General features: G+C 53.3%; 17 protein-coding genes. 4 read left to right on the top strand and 13 right to left on the bottom strand.

Features of this window, described 5'->3' with window-relative positions:
- Positions 1 to 67: 67 nt before the first annotated feature.
- From F1379_RS01540 to F1379_RS30500, 8 genes are all read right to left on the bottom strand, one after another.
- On the bottom strand, positions 68 to 676 hold the full coding sequence (locus F1379_RS01540; protein ID WP_150265584.1) for a TetR/AcrR family transcriptional regulator: 609 nt from the start codon (positions 674 to 676) through the stop codon (positions 68 to 70).
- 167 nt (positions 677 to 843) lie between these two features.
- Positions 844 to 1,194: a type II toxin-antitoxin system PemK/MazF family toxin gene (locus tag F1379_RS01535; RefSeq protein ID WP_150265582.1), complete on the bottom strand. Its 351-nt coding sequence runs from the start codon at positions 1,192 to 1,194 to the stop codon at positions 844 to 846.
- Positions 1,195 to 1,198: 4 nt separating this feature from the next.
- Positions 1,199 to 1,480: a CopG family ribbon-helix-helix protein gene (locus F1379_RS01530; protein WP_150265580.1), complete on the bottom strand. Its 282-nt coding sequence runs from the start codon at positions 1,478 to 1,480 to the stop codon at positions 1,199 to 1,201.
- A gap of 197 nt (positions 1,481 to 1,677) precedes the next feature.
- Positions 1,678 to 2,877: an alanine racemase gene (gene alr / locus F1379_RS01525; protein ID WP_150265578.1), complete on the bottom strand. Its 1,200-nt coding sequence runs from the start codon at positions 2,875 to 2,877 to the stop codon at positions 1,678 to 1,680.
- Between the two features lie 181 nt (positions 2,878 to 3,058).
- A complete protein-coding gene (locus F1379_RS01520; protein ID WP_150265576.1) occupies positions 3,059 to 4,144 on the bottom strand; it encodes a LolA family protein in 1,086 nt (361 codons plus the stop codon).
- Positions 4,145 to 4,311: 167 nt separating this feature from the next.
- Positions 4,312 to 5,520, bottom strand: a complete 1,209-nt coding sequence (locus F1379_RS01515) for a hypothetical protein (protein WP_150265574.1) — start codon at positions 5,518 to 5,520, stop codon at positions 4,312 to 4,314.
- Positions 5,521 to 5,735: 215 nt separating this feature from the next.
- The gene (locus tag F1379_RS01510; protein WP_239004508.1) at positions 5,736 to 7,022 is read right to left on the bottom strand and encodes an MFS transporter; all 1,287 of its coding nucleotides are present in this window, start codon (positions 7,020 to 7,022) and stop codon (positions 5,736 to 5,738) included.
- A gap of 73 nt (positions 7,023 to 7,095) precedes the next feature.
- Positions 7,096 to 8,250, bottom strand: a complete 1,155-nt coding sequence (locus F1379_RS30500; protein WP_150265570.1) for a winged helix-turn-helix domain-containing protein — start codon at positions 8,248 to 8,250, stop codon at positions 7,096 to 7,098.
- A 185-nt stretch (positions 8,251 to 8,435) separates the two neighbouring features.
- On the opposite strand from F1379_RS30500, the gene F1379_RS01500 reads away from it, so the two are divergent.
- The 3 genes from F1379_RS01500 (at position 8,436) to F1379_RS01490 (ending at position 9,941) form a co-directional block, all read left to right on the top strand.
- Positions 8,436 to 8,855, top strand: a complete 420-nt coding sequence (locus tag F1379_RS01500) for a MarR family winged helix-turn-helix transcriptional regulator (protein ID WP_150265568.1) — start codon at positions 8,436 to 8,438, stop codon at positions 8,853 to 8,855.
- A gap of 124 nt (positions 8,856 to 8,979) precedes the next feature.
- On the top strand, positions 8,980 to 9,636 hold the full coding sequence (locus tag F1379_RS01495; protein WP_150265566.1) for a hypothetical protein: 657 nt from the start codon (positions 8,980 to 8,982) through the stop codon (positions 9,634 to 9,636).
- Positions 9,633 to 9,941, top strand: a complete 309-nt coding sequence (locus tag F1379_RS01490; protein WP_150265564.1) for a hypothetical protein — start codon at positions 9,633 to 9,635, stop codon at positions 9,939 to 9,941. Before F1379_RS01495 ends, F1379_RS01490 begins: the two co-directional genes overlap by 4 nt.
- A gap of 55 nt (positions 9,942 to 9,996) precedes the next feature.
- Here F1379_RS01490 and F1379_RS01485 read toward each other — a convergent pair whose 3' ends face one another.
- The 5 genes from F1379_RS01485 to F1379_RS01465 all read right to left on the bottom strand — a co-directional run bounded on the left by F1379_RS01485 (position 9,997) and on the right by F1379_RS01465 (position 13,465).
- Positions 9,997 to 10,863, bottom strand: a complete 867-nt coding sequence (locus tag F1379_RS01485) for an AraC family transcriptional regulator (RefSeq protein ID WP_162551050.1) — start codon at positions 10,861 to 10,863, stop codon at positions 9,997 to 9,999.
- A gap of 168 nt (positions 10,864 to 11,031) precedes the next feature.
- Positions 11,032 to 11,208, bottom strand: a complete 177-nt coding sequence (locus F1379_RS01480) for an aspartyl-phosphate phosphatase Spo0E family protein (protein WP_150265559.1) — start codon at positions 11,206 to 11,208, stop codon at positions 11,032 to 11,034.
- 173 nt (positions 11,209 to 11,381) lie between these two features.
- The gene (locus F1379_RS01475) at positions 11,382 to 12,104 is read right to left on the bottom strand and encodes a DUF3600 domain-containing protein (protein ID WP_150265557.1); all 723 of its coding nucleotides are present in this window, start codon (positions 12,102 to 12,104) and stop codon (positions 11,382 to 11,384) included.
- Positions 12,088 to 12,681, bottom strand: coding sequence for a sigma-70 family RNA polymerase sigma factor (locus F1379_RS01470; RefSeq protein WP_150265555.1), 594 nt, complete (start codon positions 12,679 to 12,681; stop codon positions 12,088 to 12,090). Before F1379_RS01470 ends, F1379_RS01475 begins: the two co-directional genes overlap by 17 nt.
- 112 nt (positions 12,682 to 12,793) lie before the next feature.
- Positions 12,794 to 13,465, bottom strand: coding sequence for an O-methyltransferase (locus tag F1379_RS01465; RefSeq protein ID WP_150265553.1), 672 nt, complete (start codon positions 13,463 to 13,465; stop codon positions 12,794 to 12,796).
- Positions 13,466 to 13,582: 117 nt separating this feature from the next.
- Here F1379_RS01465 and F1379_RS01460 point away from each other — a divergent pair, with 117 nt between their 5' ends.
- Positions 13,583 to 14,479: a LysR family transcriptional regulator gene (locus tag F1379_RS01460; protein WP_150265551.1), complete on the top strand. Its 897-nt coding sequence runs from the start codon at positions 13,583 to 13,585 to the stop codon at positions 14,477 to 14,479.
- Positions 14,480 to 14,581 lie beyond the last annotated feature (102 nt).

Below are 14,581 nucleotides of genomic sequence, written 5' to 3'. Positions count from 1 at the left end.
CGACCATCCGGTCTAATTAATGACAATAAAAAAATCTGTCCCCGTCATACCAAACTTTTAGCGGGCTCTAATGGCTGCGCATTCCCTGCAATAACAACCGTATAGCTTCCTGGCTATACTTCTTGACATCCTCGCGCGTACTGGCCAGATCCGCCATCTCGCTGACTCTGCCCACACCCTCCAGCAGGCCGCTGACAATTATCACATAATGGTCCAGATTGCCCTGAAGCAGATACCCGCTGTCCATCCCTTCCTGCAGCACCATCCGGCAGGCCTGGGAACCCGATTCATAAATGGCCGACAACCGCCTGGATATCTCTTCGGGAAGATTGCGCGATCTGGCATATTCCTCTAACGCACGGATCAGCGGATTCTGAAAGTCATTGGCATAATGCTCCGCCAGGGCGAGCAGCCGCTCTTCGATACCGGTGGTACGCTCCCGTATGACCTTCCATTCTGCCAGCCACTGCACGGTATCGTCCTCAACCACATGCAGAAAGAGCTCGTCTTTACTGGGAAAATGGTGGTACAGGCTCCCTTTGCTGACGCCTGCCGCCTGGCATACTTCGCTCACCGTCACGGCCGCATAGCCCTTCTGCACAAACAGCGCCGCCGCCTTTTGCACAATCCGTTTCTTTGTTTCTTCTCCGTCAGAACGTCCTTTTATATTCAGCACCCCCTATAAACCGACCAACCGGTCCAATTATATCACCGTAAAATTATTAAGGAAAGCTCTGTTTCCGGAGGCCACCTCGGCCCCTTGCTGTTATTAATTAAAAGAGCGCACCCGCAAAAACAGGTACGCCCTTTAATACATATTTGATATGGTTACCCTGCCTGTGCTCAGAAATCAATCAGGCCAAGGCTGATTTGCAGCGAATCATCCACCTTTTTCATTGTTTCCTCGTCCAGGTGGGTGATCTTATCCGTTAAGCGTTGTTTGTCAATTGTCCGAACCTGCTCCAGGAGAATGACCGAATCGCGGTCAAAGCCGTGGGCAGCCGCATCAATCTCCACATGCGTCGGCAGCTTGGCCTTCTGGATCTGGGCGGTAATGGCCGCCACAATCACCGTCGGGCTGAATCGATTGCCAATATCGTTCTGAATGACCAGTACCGGCCTTACTCCGCCTTGCTCTGAACCTACAACCGGCGAAAGGTCGGCAAAAAAAACGTCGCCGCGTTTAACGATCAATGATCTACACCCCGCTTACTAAGCGGCCCAGAGTATTGTCTGCATCTTCTTCCGCGAGGAATGCCTCGCATGCCATCGTTAAATTGATCTTAGCCATTTCCATGTACCCGCGCTGCATCGACTCCCGGATCGTGCGCTTCTTCCGTTCGCTTAAGTACAGCTTCATGGCCTGCCTGATCAATTCACTGCGGTTAGAATTCTCCATTTGGGCGATCCCATCCACTTCCTGCAAGAGATGATCGGGCAAGCTGATCATGATTCTTTTGGTGCTTTGCAAATTGGCCACCTTCTTGTTCCACCCCCACAAACCTACTGCCCTTGTGTTCCATTGTTACAATATACAAGGAATTTTATACAAGGAATATATGCCGCCAGTATATCAAGTATGCTGCATCCCATTATAAACTACATTTGGCGGTTCGTATAGACCATAAGTCACACCTGTCTGCACGAATTATTTCCTTTTGTCGTTCCTTGTACATGTCAATATGAATCAGAGCATTCACGTTGAAGCAGGGGATTCACCAGATTAGGAATGGCGTTCTGCCGCACATATACGCGGGGAACCCGGTGAGCCAGCATGCAAATCACTTCGTAGTGGATCGTGCCCAGATGAAGCGCCAGTTCATCCGCTGTAATAGCTTCGGCGCCCTGGCGTCCGATGAGTACAACCTCTTCGCCGGCTTGAATTTGGTTCGCTTCTTCAGCGAAAGGTTTGAGCGTTACCATACACTGGTCCATGCAGATGGTTCCGACGACCGGAACGCGGCGTCCGCGTATTAGCACCTCCGCTTTGCCTGTCAGCATGCGGGAATATCCGTCTGCGTACCCTACCGGCAGCGTAGCGATCCGCTCCTCGCCGCCCGTAAAGTACCGGGTGCCGTAGCTGATTCCCCAATCCGGCGGCAGTGTCTTGACATAGACCGCCCGGGTCTTCAGCGTCATTACCGGGTGTAGAGCCACACGCTCGTGGTTCACCTCTGTTGAAGGATAAAATCCGTACAAGCTTATGCCTACACGCACCATGTTACTGGATAGAAGAGGTGTATCAATGGCCGTAGCGCTATTGCCCGTATGTATGATCGGGATGTGGATCTGTCTGTCCCGAAGCGTGTCCGCCACGTTCATGAACCGTCGGTACTGCATCAGTGTATAGTCTTTGTCTTCTTCATCTGCCCTGGCAAAATGGGTAAACATTCCCTCCAGCTCCGCTTGCGCTGTCCGCTGCACTTCAGCGATGAAATCGGGGGCATCCGGTGGAAGCAATCCCAGCCGGCCCATCCCGCTGTCAATCTTGATGTGCACCTTCAGCCGGTGCTGCGGATCATCCGGAAGCCGCTTGATCGCCTCCAGCACATCCGGTGTGAACAGTGTTACGGTCACGTTGTTCTTCCAGGCAACGGCAATGCCTTCCGGAGAGGTGTAGCCAAGCACCAGTATAGGAATCAGTATTCCCGCCTGACGCAGCTCCAATGCCTCATCCAAAAAGGCTACGCTGACATAATCCGCGCCCAGCCTTTCCAGCTCCCGCGTTACTTCCACTGCACCGTGGCCATACGCATTTCCTTTGACGCATCCCATAAACTTGGTCTCCGCAGGCAGCGCGCCCCGGAAGGCTTCGTAATTGGCACGCAAGTCGTCCAGATTGATCTCGGCAACTGTAGGTCGATAGCTTGCTTGCACTTTCCCTGTCACCTTCTTAGCTTGTAGTAAAACATCTCTGCATTAAAGCATTAGATTATAGTCTTACTGCCAATGGTAATGCTAAGGAGAGACACTGTCAATCTCGGCCGTCTGAAGAAAAAAGCGGATACGGCTCGCCGCAGGGAATCTCCCCGCCCGGCGCAGTATCCGCTGCTGATATTTACTTACCCGATTGTCCGTCCATAGAAGCGGCAATTTGCATCATTTCATCCAGCGGCAGATTGGCGCTTGTGATCCGGAACTCCACGCCATCGCTCATCCAGGTCAGCGTCTGCTGCTCCTCGCCGCTGAGCATCCCTACGGCGAAGCCCATATCCACTACCGTCTGCGGAGCCAGCGAGACAGTCCGGTCCAGCGGACGGCTCTCGATAATGGTGTACTGGTAAATTCCGTCATACCGGATCAGCACGGAGTGGTCCTTGCTGTTCTCAATTTTGTGGCTGTCCTTGAATTCCACGCCGGCCGGAACATATTCCGGTTCGATGATGCCGAAATCACCCGGCTCGGCGGCGGCTGGTTCATCGGCAGCTTCCCCGTTCTCTGTGGCCGGAAGCGGGTTGCCGTTCTCATCTACCTCGGCTACAGTGCTTTCCGAAGCGGAGCCGCCTGTCATGTTGCGCTGCATATCAAAGGAATCCTTGGTGAACTCCGGATCAAAGCTGAAGGTGTCGAACTTCACATCCACGACCACCTTGGCTTCGGAATCGGAGACCTGCACCTGCTTCGGCTGATAATCCTTTTTGCCCAGCCAGATCTTCTGGCGTACCAGGGCGCTGCTCTGGTAATTGGCCGCCACCTCGAACACATAATTGTCCCCGTCCTCGACGAACTGGCGGTTCTGGTCGGAGATAATGCCACGCAGCAGCGTCTGGTACAGGTAGACCTGCCCCTGATCGTCCGGCCAGTCGCTCTGGAAGCGGAAGCTCTTCCCGAGGCTCGGCGTCAGCACGAACACACCGTCATCGTTGCGCAGCACAATCTGGGTCACATCCTTCTGCACACTGGTGAGGCTGATCCGGTAATATGCCGGATTCTTGTACGAGACGTCGACCTTGTACTCCTGCGGCTGTTCGCCGGTATACAGGGTCATGGTGCCCGCTCCCTGATAGGCTCCCTGCTTGCTCTCCAGCTTGTCTGAGATGTCATTCAAATCCTTGACTACGGAAGCGGCGTCCTTCTTTCCGCATCCCGTCATAATCAGGGCCACGCTCATAATGATTGCGAGTACCCATGTGATCCGGCGCATGCCATCATCCCCTTAACCTGTTTTGTGAAGCATTGATTAGTACATGTCTATGAGGGACTTGGCCCCAATATGCAGACGGGCATGACAAGCAGGGAGGGAATATCCGGGACGACCGTTACGCCGCACCGCAAAAGCCCGTGCGGGCGCACGGGCTTCGGGTCTGGATTTTATTTAAACGGAATGAGCTGATTGTCATAGACTCTGAAGAACCTGTCCTGAGTAAAGAAAATATCATCATAGTGGATCGCTGGTTGTCCTTCTACTTGGAGCGGATAGGCGAATGAATACAGCATTTTGTAGCTTTTCCGGTCCAATACTGTCAGCGCAGTTTTTGTTTGTATTCTGCCATCAAACGAAATAGAAATGTACTTGTCATCCATCCTTACTCTGTAGCCAAATCCTTTATAAGGCATTGGAGCAAGCGGGGTATGATTCAATTGTTCGCCGTTGCCATTCAGCACATAGAATCCTTTATTATTGGCGAATAAGAGCTTGCCGTCCAAAATATAGATTTGCTTCGTGGTCGGATCAATCCCCTTAGTCCATTTCTGTTTCCCGTCTGTTCCTATAGCGGCCAGCAGCGTGGTGCTCTCGGATTTCTTTATTTTGAGGATATAGATCTCCTTGTTCAGCTTGAGCGATTGTTCAACTGTACTGCTCGCAGTTAGCGGATAGCTTAATTTTGTCTTTAGATTCCAGTCCAGCACATCAAAAGATACTGCTTTATGCTGCGAATTATATTTGAGCGTCAATATTTCATTCGAGGTAACCCCGCCGACATCATGGGAAGCCTGCATTTTTTTCCTTTCGAAGCTCTTACTCCAGGCCACTGTACCGTTCAGATTCACTGCGTAGACGGTGGTTCGGCCATGTACAAACAATTTATTATTGATCAGACCGTCAATCTCAAGCGTGTCGGGGAATAACGTCTGCCAGTTCATTGTCCCCTTTGGACTAATGGAATAGAGAAACGTCTCATTGGAGGATTGCTTTAACCCCGCTCCAACTACACTATACAAATTACCTGCCTTATCAAAAAAAGTACGCTCCACGAATTTGAACCCCCCATAAATCGGAAGCTTCCACTCCACCTTATTGGTCTTGGCATTGACGGTAATGACATACTCCTGCAGCAGCTGCCCCTTGGCATTACGCGGATTCTTACTCCAAAGAGGCGCCTTGAAGTACAGAAGTCCGTTGGCCGTTCCCAAATAATTATACTCATCCGTAGCGACAACAAAGTCGATCGGGTCTTGCTGCTCCAATGACTGCTGCAATCCTGTATCCGGAACCGCCGCTTCAGCTGAAGCGGGCTTATGGTCTAACGGAGCTGCAATAACTATCAGTACAATCAGAAGACTCCATACTTTTCTCATCAATGCAAATCTCTCCTTCTATCCCCCGGCTATTATAAACAAGCATTCCATAGCTTACCAAAAAGATATAAAGTTTGCTGTTATAAAATTTATAACCGGGGAAAAGCAGCCGTGGTGCAGCAAAACGCCGAGCCATAATCCTCCGGTGAAGGGAGAATTATGGCTCGGCTCTTGTTCTTGTGATCTTATACAGCTTCGCTGAATCTGGTGAAATATTAGCCGAGATACTCTGTAGCCGGAACTTCAGCATGTGCGGCAGGCTTGGCTTCAGGCCACAGCACCCGGCTGAGCAGAATGGCGCCTATACCGAGAACAGCCACTACCGTTCCGATGATCGTAAAGATGCTGGATGGCCCGGAGGCCTGAACAAGCAGCCCTCCCAGCAGCGGCGCGATAATCATTATGGCGCTGAGTACGGTATTCTGAATTCCGAATACCCGGCCGATCATATGCGGCGGCGTTTCTTTTTGCAGACAATAATTGAAGGTAATCATAAGGATACCGTTGCCGACACCGAGCACAGCACCCAGCAGCAGTACCGGGTAGACTGCCGTTCCCGGCTGAAGCAGTCCAAAGCCTGCCACCGAGAGACCAATCAGCAGCTCTCCGCCGCCCAGCAGCAGGCCGTAGCCCTTGTTCCGGTTCACCTTATTCATCGCCAGAATCGTGGCTACGGCCGTTACGCCCGAGGCAGCCACCATCCAGCCCAGCAGCCCCTCCTGCTGCGGGGCAAGCAGCCGGAACAGGCTGGTAAACTGAAAATCGATCATCTGAAGCGCCAGTGAGCCCAACAGACCGAACAGCAGCGTATTCAAGAGCAGCCTGCTGCGGAAGATGAATACCCAGCCCTCAATCCACATCCTGCGCAGCGGAATATGTTCCTCTTCCCCGCCGCTTGGACCTTCTCCGGCAGCCGGTGTATTTTTGACCGTGAGCAGCAGCATGAAGGAGCCCAGCCGCAGAATGCTGTTCAGCAGAATGCACCACTGCGGAGAGAGAAGCGACAGGGCAAGGCCGCCGAGCAGCGGCCCGGCAATCTTGGAGCCCTGGTTCACGATCCCGTTCAGCGATGAAGCCTGCATAAGCTGATCTTCGCGGACAATGCTGCGGGTCAGCGACTGCTGTGCCGGCACATTCAGGGTGGAGAGCGCGGAACGCAGCGCAAGCAGCGGCAGCAGCCAGTACATACTCGGCGCAAACAGGATCAGCACCGTCATCAGCGCGGTGAGCAGATCGCAGATGCGCATCAGCTTCAGCTTGTTGAATCTGTCGGCAACGCTCCCCGCCAGCGCCCCCAGCAGGATGCCGGGCAGCGCCACCGCCACCGGAATCAGTCCCAGCATCACCGGGCTGGCCTGCCAGCGGTACCCGACCAGCACCTGGATGGCCAGGGTGTCGAACCAGTCGCCGAAGGTTGCCGTGGCGAATGCGGTATACACGCGTGTGTATACCTTGTTATGCAGCAGGCTGTCGGCATTTTTTGTAAGAATACGAGTCATCATTCATTCCTCCATTTAGCAGCGCAAGTCATGCAGATCATGCTTGTTACTGTATAGGAGAAATATCAGAGGAATATCAGAGGGTGAGCAGCGACTTCCGCAGCAGGGCCTCCAGGGGCTGCTGCAGCCGGGAAAGGCCCATCCGCTCCTGTTCCGCCTCCAGAAGCTTCGTATATTTGGCTTTCAGTGCTTCATTGGAGAACAAGACACAGTAATAAACAATCTGCTGCAGCGCATAGATCCGCAGCGGCACAAAGCCGCTCAGCTCCAGTACCTGCAGCCCTTCGTCGAACAGCTTCTCCGCTTCCCCCGGGGCCTCCTGGCGCATGCGCCATAATCCCTGTACCACATGATATTGGCCGATTTCTCGCAAATACGGCTGCTCCCCGAGAATCCGGTCCACCTTCTCTGCCAGCTCCTTCACCTGCGCGTCGGCTGTACCGGCAAGAATATGTACAGCCATTTCCGAAATGGCTGTAACCGGAATGAACTCGATATATTCCGGTGCGGCAATCACATCATATGTCACTTTCAAGCGTTCTATGGCCTTGTACGGCTCTCCGGCGAGTACATACAGCTGCAGAATATTCAGAATGTAGAGCTCCTCATGCTGCAGTTCAGGAAGCCTGCGGCACTCCAGCACCTCCTCGCAGAACGCCAGCTTGTCCCCGGGAGCACCCTCGCCGAAGAGATAACACAGCAACAGATAATAGACCCGTTCCTTCAGCTCCACCTCACCGGTATACAGCAACCATTCCAGGTCTCCCTGCACAAAATGCACGCACACCTGATAGAAAGTGTCCAGCTCATAACCCAAAGCATCCTGCTGGCGCGCCAAGGTGAGCATGGAGTGGCCCTGGCCGTATTTATGATAGGTTCCCAGCAGTCCGTGCATCATCTCATGCAGTCCTGCATCCTTCACGGTAGGCTTGGCTATGGCTCCGGCCGCTGAAGCCGGCATGCTTAGACTGTAGCCAAACCCTCGGACAGTCTTAATCTCCATTCCGTTCAGCTTGGCCAGCTTCTTGCGGAGGCGGTAGATATGGTCATCCACCGTACGCTCTACCGGATATTCCAGCGGCCATACCTGATCAAGCAGCTGCTCCCGGCTAAAGACGCGCCCCCTGCCCCGGTACAGAAAGCGCAGCAGTGCGAACTCTTTGGGCAGCAGCTCCACGGCCTCTCCGCCTGCCACGATTGTCAATTCCGCTTCCAGCCATTCCACTTCCATCGTGATTCCCCGTTCCTCATTCCAATTTATGTACACCGGTCAGCTAATGACTTCTATTATAAAAACACTATAGCAACAACGGTCTCACTTTGGAAGACTCTGAATGGCGGCCTCTGCCCACTCTACTTGACAGCCTGGTAACAGCTTCTATATAGTTGAGAAACTATAACCTATGGAGCGTATTTATGAGTACAGAACATGTGAACCCGCAGGCCCTGGACAACGTAATGGTGGCCATGGCCGAGGTGCAGCGGAAATCGCAGGCCTTTATGGAGATGATTACCCGCGGGGAATCGCTCTCCGTGAATCAAATCATGCTGATGTTCCAGCTCCGCCTCGCCGGCAGCTTGAACATTACCGATATTTCGGAGCGCTTTCTCATTACGGCAGGCGCCGCATCGGTCATGTGCGACAAGCTGGAGAATGCCGGCCTTATTGAACGGGTCCGGACCAAGGAAGACCGCAGAGTAGTCAATATTGCGCTCACCGGCGAGGGCGAACAGCGGATATTACGGCTGTTCGACCGTTTCTCCGCCGAAGAGCTTAAGCGGATTACGGACAATCTGCAGCAGATTCATGAGCTGATGAACGGCATTGTCCGGTAGAATCCTTAATGTACATCGCCTCCTTTGCCGGGGCGTTTTTTTTATAACATATTATTTTTACTATATATTATATCTGTTATATATTTTAATTGTTAAAATAAATTTCAGAAAGGCGGTCTATCCCTTGTATAGGCATACTTCGGTCGAAGGCGAGGCTCCCCTGAAGGTCAGAGGCTCGCTCATCTCCCGGGACCCTATCCGCGCGGCATCCATACATGTGACCGGTCATCTGAAAGTCAACAGCACCTTAGCAACTGCACTGCTCAAGGTATCCGGCGAATGCAGCATTGCGGAGGCTTGCTATTCGGAGAGCGTAGAGAATTTGGGAAGTCTGCGTGTGCAGCGTCTGCAGGCGCAGCATGTCCGCTCTGCGGGCTATCTGTCGTCAGCGGGGCCGATCCAGGCGATCACCTTTGCTGCAAAAGGTGCTGTGAAGCTTCAGCAGCTTCATGCCACCGAAAGAATCGAAATTGTACTGGGAAATACATGTAAGGCCGAGCAGCTGATTTCAGCCGGACCGGTTATCATCAGACGCTCCTCTCCGAAGCTGGGGCTAAGTATGGGTCCTTTCCGCAGGCTGGCCTGCCGGCTGATTCAAGGGGAAACCATCTGCCTGGAGCGCACTACGGCCGAACTTGTCTGTGGAACGGATATTACGGTAGGACCGGGCTGCGATATCGGGGAAATCCGCTACAGCCAAAGCCTGACAGTTGCGCCCGGCTCCAGGGTAGGCAGTTCCGTGTACTGCAGCGATCTCAGCGCCAAGGAGGATTTTCAATGAGCGGGCGGTCTGCTGCCCTTCTCCATACGCTCAAGTTCATCGGCAAAGGGGCTGTTCTGCTCTTCGTCATTCCTGTTCTGGGGGTATGGGCGGCAGGAAGCTTCATTTGTACGGGGATTGCAATGGTTGCGGGGATGCTAGGGCTGCTCGGTTGGGAGAGGGTGACGCTTAGCTTCAGACCGGAGACCGTATTGCCGCAGATTCTCGTCCTGCCGTTCAGCATCCTGCTGGCAGCTGTGCTGCTCTGCTCGCATATCTTCACCCGGCGCATGCTGCGAACATGCCTGAAGTTTGTAAAGTCATGACCGGAATGCTTGTGAGACCATACATGCCCCCGGAGGGCCGGGGGCTGCTGCTTACCTATTCAATCGGAAAATACAGCTCCATTACAGTCCCATCGCCGCATTCCAGCACTTCCTCCAGCCAATACCGCTCCTGGTCGCAGGACGCCTGATACCCCCTGCTGTTCACCCACCCGGCCAGTTGTCTCCAGCCCAGCGGAATGCGTACGAACGGATCGGCAAAGGGGTCGGTAATGCGCAGGGAGGCGTATTTACAGCCTTCGATCTCCTTCACTGCCATCCCCTCATCCAGGGAAGAGAGTGGCGCGTCTGTCTCCACCCAATATTCATAGCCTCGCAGGCCATTCTCTTGCTGCTCCTCGGACACCGGCACATCAAAACCAAACCGCCTTGCTTCCTTACCTGTTCCCCTTGCTTTGACCCAATGCTCTACAAATCTGACCACTTCATCTTCAGGTTCGGCACTGACTCTGAATGCGCTGGCCACCCTCATGTCTCCAAGTGCGGTTATGCTTACTTCACTTAAATAATCCAACATACTTCCTCCTCCGTGACCAGCTCCCGGAAACACCGGCTCCCCGAGCATCGGTTTGGGCGGCAATGAATACCTGGCCTGTCTCGCACAGCTGGGCAATTGACCGAATTCCTGCATAAAAGCCCTGCTGAAAGAACGTTCAGAGCTGTAACCGTATTCAAGTGCTACATCCAAAACCCGTTTGCCCTCTACAATGTCCAGCATGGCATGGGCGAGCCGCCGCTTCCGTACGTACTCCATCAGGCTAAGGTTCAGGTGAATTCCGAATAAGCGATGAAAATGAAACCTGGAAAACCCCGAAATCCGCGCGCAATCTTCCAAAGTGATCGGCTCATTCAGATGCTCTTCAATATAATCCACCGTTCTCTGCAACAGTTCAACATAACCCAATTGCGCTTCACTTCCTCGTTGCAACGATTAAACTAAGTATAATAGCCAGGGAGATAGCAGACAGGACATTTTTTGCTTAAATGATCTTCAAGGGGGACACTTCTGTATGCAGGGGAATTATCGGAGTAAGAAGGCTAATCTGCATGTTCAGGCTTATAACACCGATTATTATGTAGGTTCGTTTCTGGTGAAACTCTCTAATTTATTATATTCATTTATCAATTCATCAAGCTTCATCGACTGCCTGATGACATCCGGATGAAGAATGCCATGTCTCTGTTCGAGCAAATTCAGCTTCATCCGTTCAATTTCAATTCTCTTCTGGATAAACTCCAGTCTCCTCATTCCTATAACCAACCTCCCGGTACAATATTGTACTAGGAACTGTAAAAATATAGGACGTAAGAATCATTGCATTACGGAAAATAGCAGGTAATTATCCGTAAATCTTCCTTAAACGTTCTATAATCTAAGAAAAAGGTCCGCAGACTGTAATAGTCCGCAGGACCCTCATGCTGCTAGGAACCGGGTGCAATGCGGATTCCCAGCTTATTCAGATACTCATTCAGATGCTCCAGCAGTTCCGTATATCTTGCACCGGTCTTCCCGTTTCCTGACTCATAAGCGCGATATTCTTCAACGAGTTCCTTGAAATCGGCAAACTCTTCTGCTGTAAAGCTCTGCTCCGCTTTCGCCAGCGGCTCCGCCCAGAAGGTGTCCCCGTCCAGAGTTGGGACTGCAGTTTCAGTCCCTGCTCCATTCTCCATTTGTTCCGCATAGGAGGCGAGTTCATCGGCCAGACGGCTATAAGCCTCCTGCTCAGCAGCGCTCAGCCGCTGCGGATGAAGCTTGCCTTCAGCATCGGCAATCTTCAAATTATAGGCCCCGATCTCCTGGAGCAAAGACATAAATTCTTCAAAGTCCTCGCTGCCGAGATGCTCCTTGGCCTGCTGCAGCTTGGCCTCCAGCCTGTCATAACCCTGCTGTGTCCCGAACTGCGGAACCACCTGCTCTGCGGACCCGTAAATGTCATCCGCCAAATAATGATAACCGGCATAAGCTCCGGTCGGAAGTAACAGCACAGCAGCCAGAATTGTGACCGCCCACCACTTCTTCATACGTCGTCTTCCCCCTTCTCCAGGCGGGATCGCCTCCAGAATCCGCGCCTTCAGTTCAGGCGGGGCGCTCCAATCGGCGGCTTCCTCCTGAAGCGAAGAACGCAGCTCATATTCCAGACTCATGCAGATCCTCCACCTTCCCTATAGCTATGGTGTCAGCCCGGTGTTTACGGCGCAGCTTCTGCAGAGCGGCATGGATGCGCGATTTGACGGTTCCCGGCGGGATGCCCAGGATAGCGGCAATTTCCTCTTGTGAGCACTCCTGCCCATAATGCAGAATAACCACCTGCTGCAGCTTGAAGGACAACGCATGCACAGAATCCAGCAGCGGCCGGTTAGAGAGCCGCTCCACAACTTTCCGTGCAATATCTTCTTCCTCCACCAGACGGCTGCCGGCTCCCGCTTTCTCCAGGATGCGAAACTGCCGCCAGCCTTTGCGGCGGTGGGCCTTGATCTGCCGCATGGCCACGCCCATCAGCCAGGGCCGAAACGGCCTGCCCAGGTCAAAGCGGCCAAGAGACCGGTGAACCTCCAAATAAATCTCCTGCACCACATCCTCTGCATCGGAAGGCACCGAAACGAAGAAACGGACAGTCTGATAAACATCATGCACAGTAGCTTCATACAGTTCAGCGAACGCCTCACGGCTGCCGGCTAGCGTACGTTCGATAAGCCGTGTGTATTCTACCGGATGCTTCATCCGCCATCCCTCCCTTCAGGCTTACACTGTATATTGGCGGGAAACGCGTAATCCGTTCGATTTTATTACCGGTTCCTTATTTATCCGGTCACTTATTTATCCGCGTACTTATTTATCCGGTCACAATGCCGAGCACGAATCCGTCATAGCCTTTGGCGCCGACGGTCTGCAGGGCGGTCGCTTCAATCCGCGGCTCGGCGGCCAGCAGATCGGTGAACCGGCGGATTCCCTGTACACGGTCATCGGCGCTTTCCGGATCAATAACCTCTCCGTCCCGGACCACATTATCCGCCACAATCACCGCACCGGGCCGGGCCAGCTTCACCGCCCATTCCAGATAGCCGGGATTATTCGGCTTATCGGCATCGATGAAGATCAAATCGAAGGGGCCATAGCCGGACTCCTCAAGGGTAGCCAAGGTCTCCAGTGCCGGTCCCTCCAGCACCGTCACCTTGCGGTCCAGTCCGGCCAGCCGCAGATTGCTCCCGGCAACGACCACATGCTCATGCTCATATTCCAGCGACACCAGCCGACCATGCTCCGGCAGAGCCCGGGCCAGCCAGATCGTGCTGTAGCCGCCCAGCGTACCGATCTCCAGTATATTCGCTGCCCCGCGCATCTTGGCGAGCAGATACAGCAGCTTCCCCTGGTTCGGCGCCACATCAATTGCCGGAAGCCCGGCCTTGACATTGGCGTCCAGCACAGCCTCCAGCACCGGGTCGGCAGGCAGCAGCTTCCCACTGAAATATTCATCCACTTTACTCCAAGTCGCAGATTCCTTCATTGTAATCCCTCCAGAGAATTGATAAGTTCTGCTTTCAGTGTAGGCCTGAATGATCCATAATACTAATATATGTTTTTGTGTAATCCATACATTTAGTTTATGAAAGGGAGGTTGCCGATGAATATCCATGCGCTCCGGCTGTTCTATTACGTTGCAGAGACAGGAAGTGTCACCAAAGCCGCCGCCCACTTGAACATTAGCCAGCCGGCGGTCACCAGCCAGATCAAGAAGTTCGAAAAGGAGCTAGGCATGGCGCTGTTCAGCCCCAGCGGACGCGGCGTAACCCTTACCCCGTTCGGTGTAGAGCTATGGCAGCAGGCCGGCAATTTCTTCACCTATGAACAGCAGATTGATAGCTTTGTGGAGGATTACTTGCAAGGACGCAGAGGCAAGCTGCGTATCGCTGCCACCTATCTGCCGGCCAATTTTCTCGTTCCCGGCTGGGCTGCCGTCTTCAAGGCAGGACATCCGGACATGGAGCTGAGCATCACGACAGTCAATACGTCCCAGGCCTTCGAGCGATTGAAACGCCATGAGGCGGATGTCGCCTTCTACGGAGGCGGAGCGGAGAATAAACCGGTGGATGTGGAGTGGCAGGAGCTGCTTCGCGATGAACTGTGGTTCGTTGTATCTCCCGCCCATCCTTATGCAGGGCAGACGGTAGCTTTGGCGGAAATGATGGAGCAGCCGTTCATCATGCGTGAGCAGGGCAGCTCGACACGCGCACGCCTGATGGCGCTCTGTACCACCCATGGGTTACGGCCGCCGCAAATTGCCCTGCAATTCAGCGGTCTGGGAGAAGCCATCCGTTCCGTCATCGCCGGATATGGCGTCAATTTCATCTCGGCACTGGCCGTGCGCGAGTATGTCGAGCGGGGACAGCTTGCGCGGGTTATGGTCGACGGGGTGCAGCTGTATAACAATATTGCAGTCTGTACGCGGAGAAACGAACAGCCGCCGGCAGCCGTCCGCAACTTCATTTCCATCTGCATGGCGACCCCGCCGCAATGGTAAACCAGGTAACTATCAGTCTATGAAATAAGCTGTAACAAGCTTGTTGTTCTTTTGTTGCCGGAAAGAGACCTTAAGCGGGTAAATTTATTCTATAATATAAGG

The sequence above is a fragment of the Paenibacillus tepidiphilus genome (genome assembly GCF_008635795.1).
Classification (GTDB): Bacteria; Bacillota; Bacilli; order Paenibacillales; family Paenibacillaceae; genus Paenibacillus_AQ; species Paenibacillus_AQ tepidiphilus.
The sequence above is the reverse complement of the archived record's forward strand: the minus strand, read 5'-3'. Positions and strand labels throughout refer to the sequence as shown.

What these genes read in the sequence shown, in the direction of transcription:
- F1379_RS01520 (WP_150265576.1), bottom strand. Translation starts at nt 4,144, where the DNA reads ATGCGCCGGATCACATGGGTACTCGCAATCATTATGAGCGTGGCCCTG.
- F1379_RS01515 (WP_150265574.1), bottom strand. Translation starts at nt 5,520, where the DNA reads ATGAGAAAAGTATGGAGTCTTCTGATTGTACTGATAGTTATTGCAGCT.
- F1379_RS01510 (WP_239004508.1), bottom strand. Translation starts at nt 7,022, where the DNA reads ATGATGACTCGTATTCTTACAAAAAATGCCGACAGCCTGCTGCATAAC.
- F1379_RS30500 (WP_150265570.1), bottom strand. Translation starts at nt 8,250, where the DNA reads ATGGAAGTGGAATGGCTGGAAGCGGAATTGACAATCGTGGCAGGCGGA.
- F1379_RS01500 (WP_150265568.1), top strand. Translation starts at nt 8,436, where the DNA reads ATGAGTACAGAACATGTGAACCCGCAGGCCCTGGACAACGTAATGGTG.
- F1379_RS01490 (WP_150265564.1), top strand. Translation starts at nt 9,633, where the DNA reads ATGAGCGGGCGGTCTGCTGCCCTTCTCCATACGCTCAAGTTCATCGGC.
- F1379_RS01480 (WP_150265559.1), bottom strand. Translation starts at nt 11,208, where the DNA reads ATGAGGAGACTGGAGTTTATCCAGAAGAGAATTGAAATTGAACGGATG.
- F1379_RS01475 (WP_150265557.1), bottom strand. Translation starts at nt 12,104, where the DNA reads ATGAGTCTGGAATATGAGCTGCGTTCTTCGCTTCAGGAGGAAGCCGCC.
- F1379_RS01470 (WP_150265555.1), bottom strand. Translation starts at nt 12,681, where the DNA reads ATGAAGCATCCGGTAGAATACACACGGCTTATCGAACGTACGCTAGCC.
- F1379_RS01465 (WP_150265553.1), bottom strand. Translation starts at nt 13,465, where the DNA reads ATGAAGGAATCTGCGACTTGGAGTAAAGTGGATGAATATTTCAGTGGG.
- F1379_RS01460 (WP_150265551.1), top strand. Translation starts at nt 13,583, where the DNA reads ATGAATATCCATGCGCTCCGGCTGTTCTATTACGTTGCAGAGACAGGA.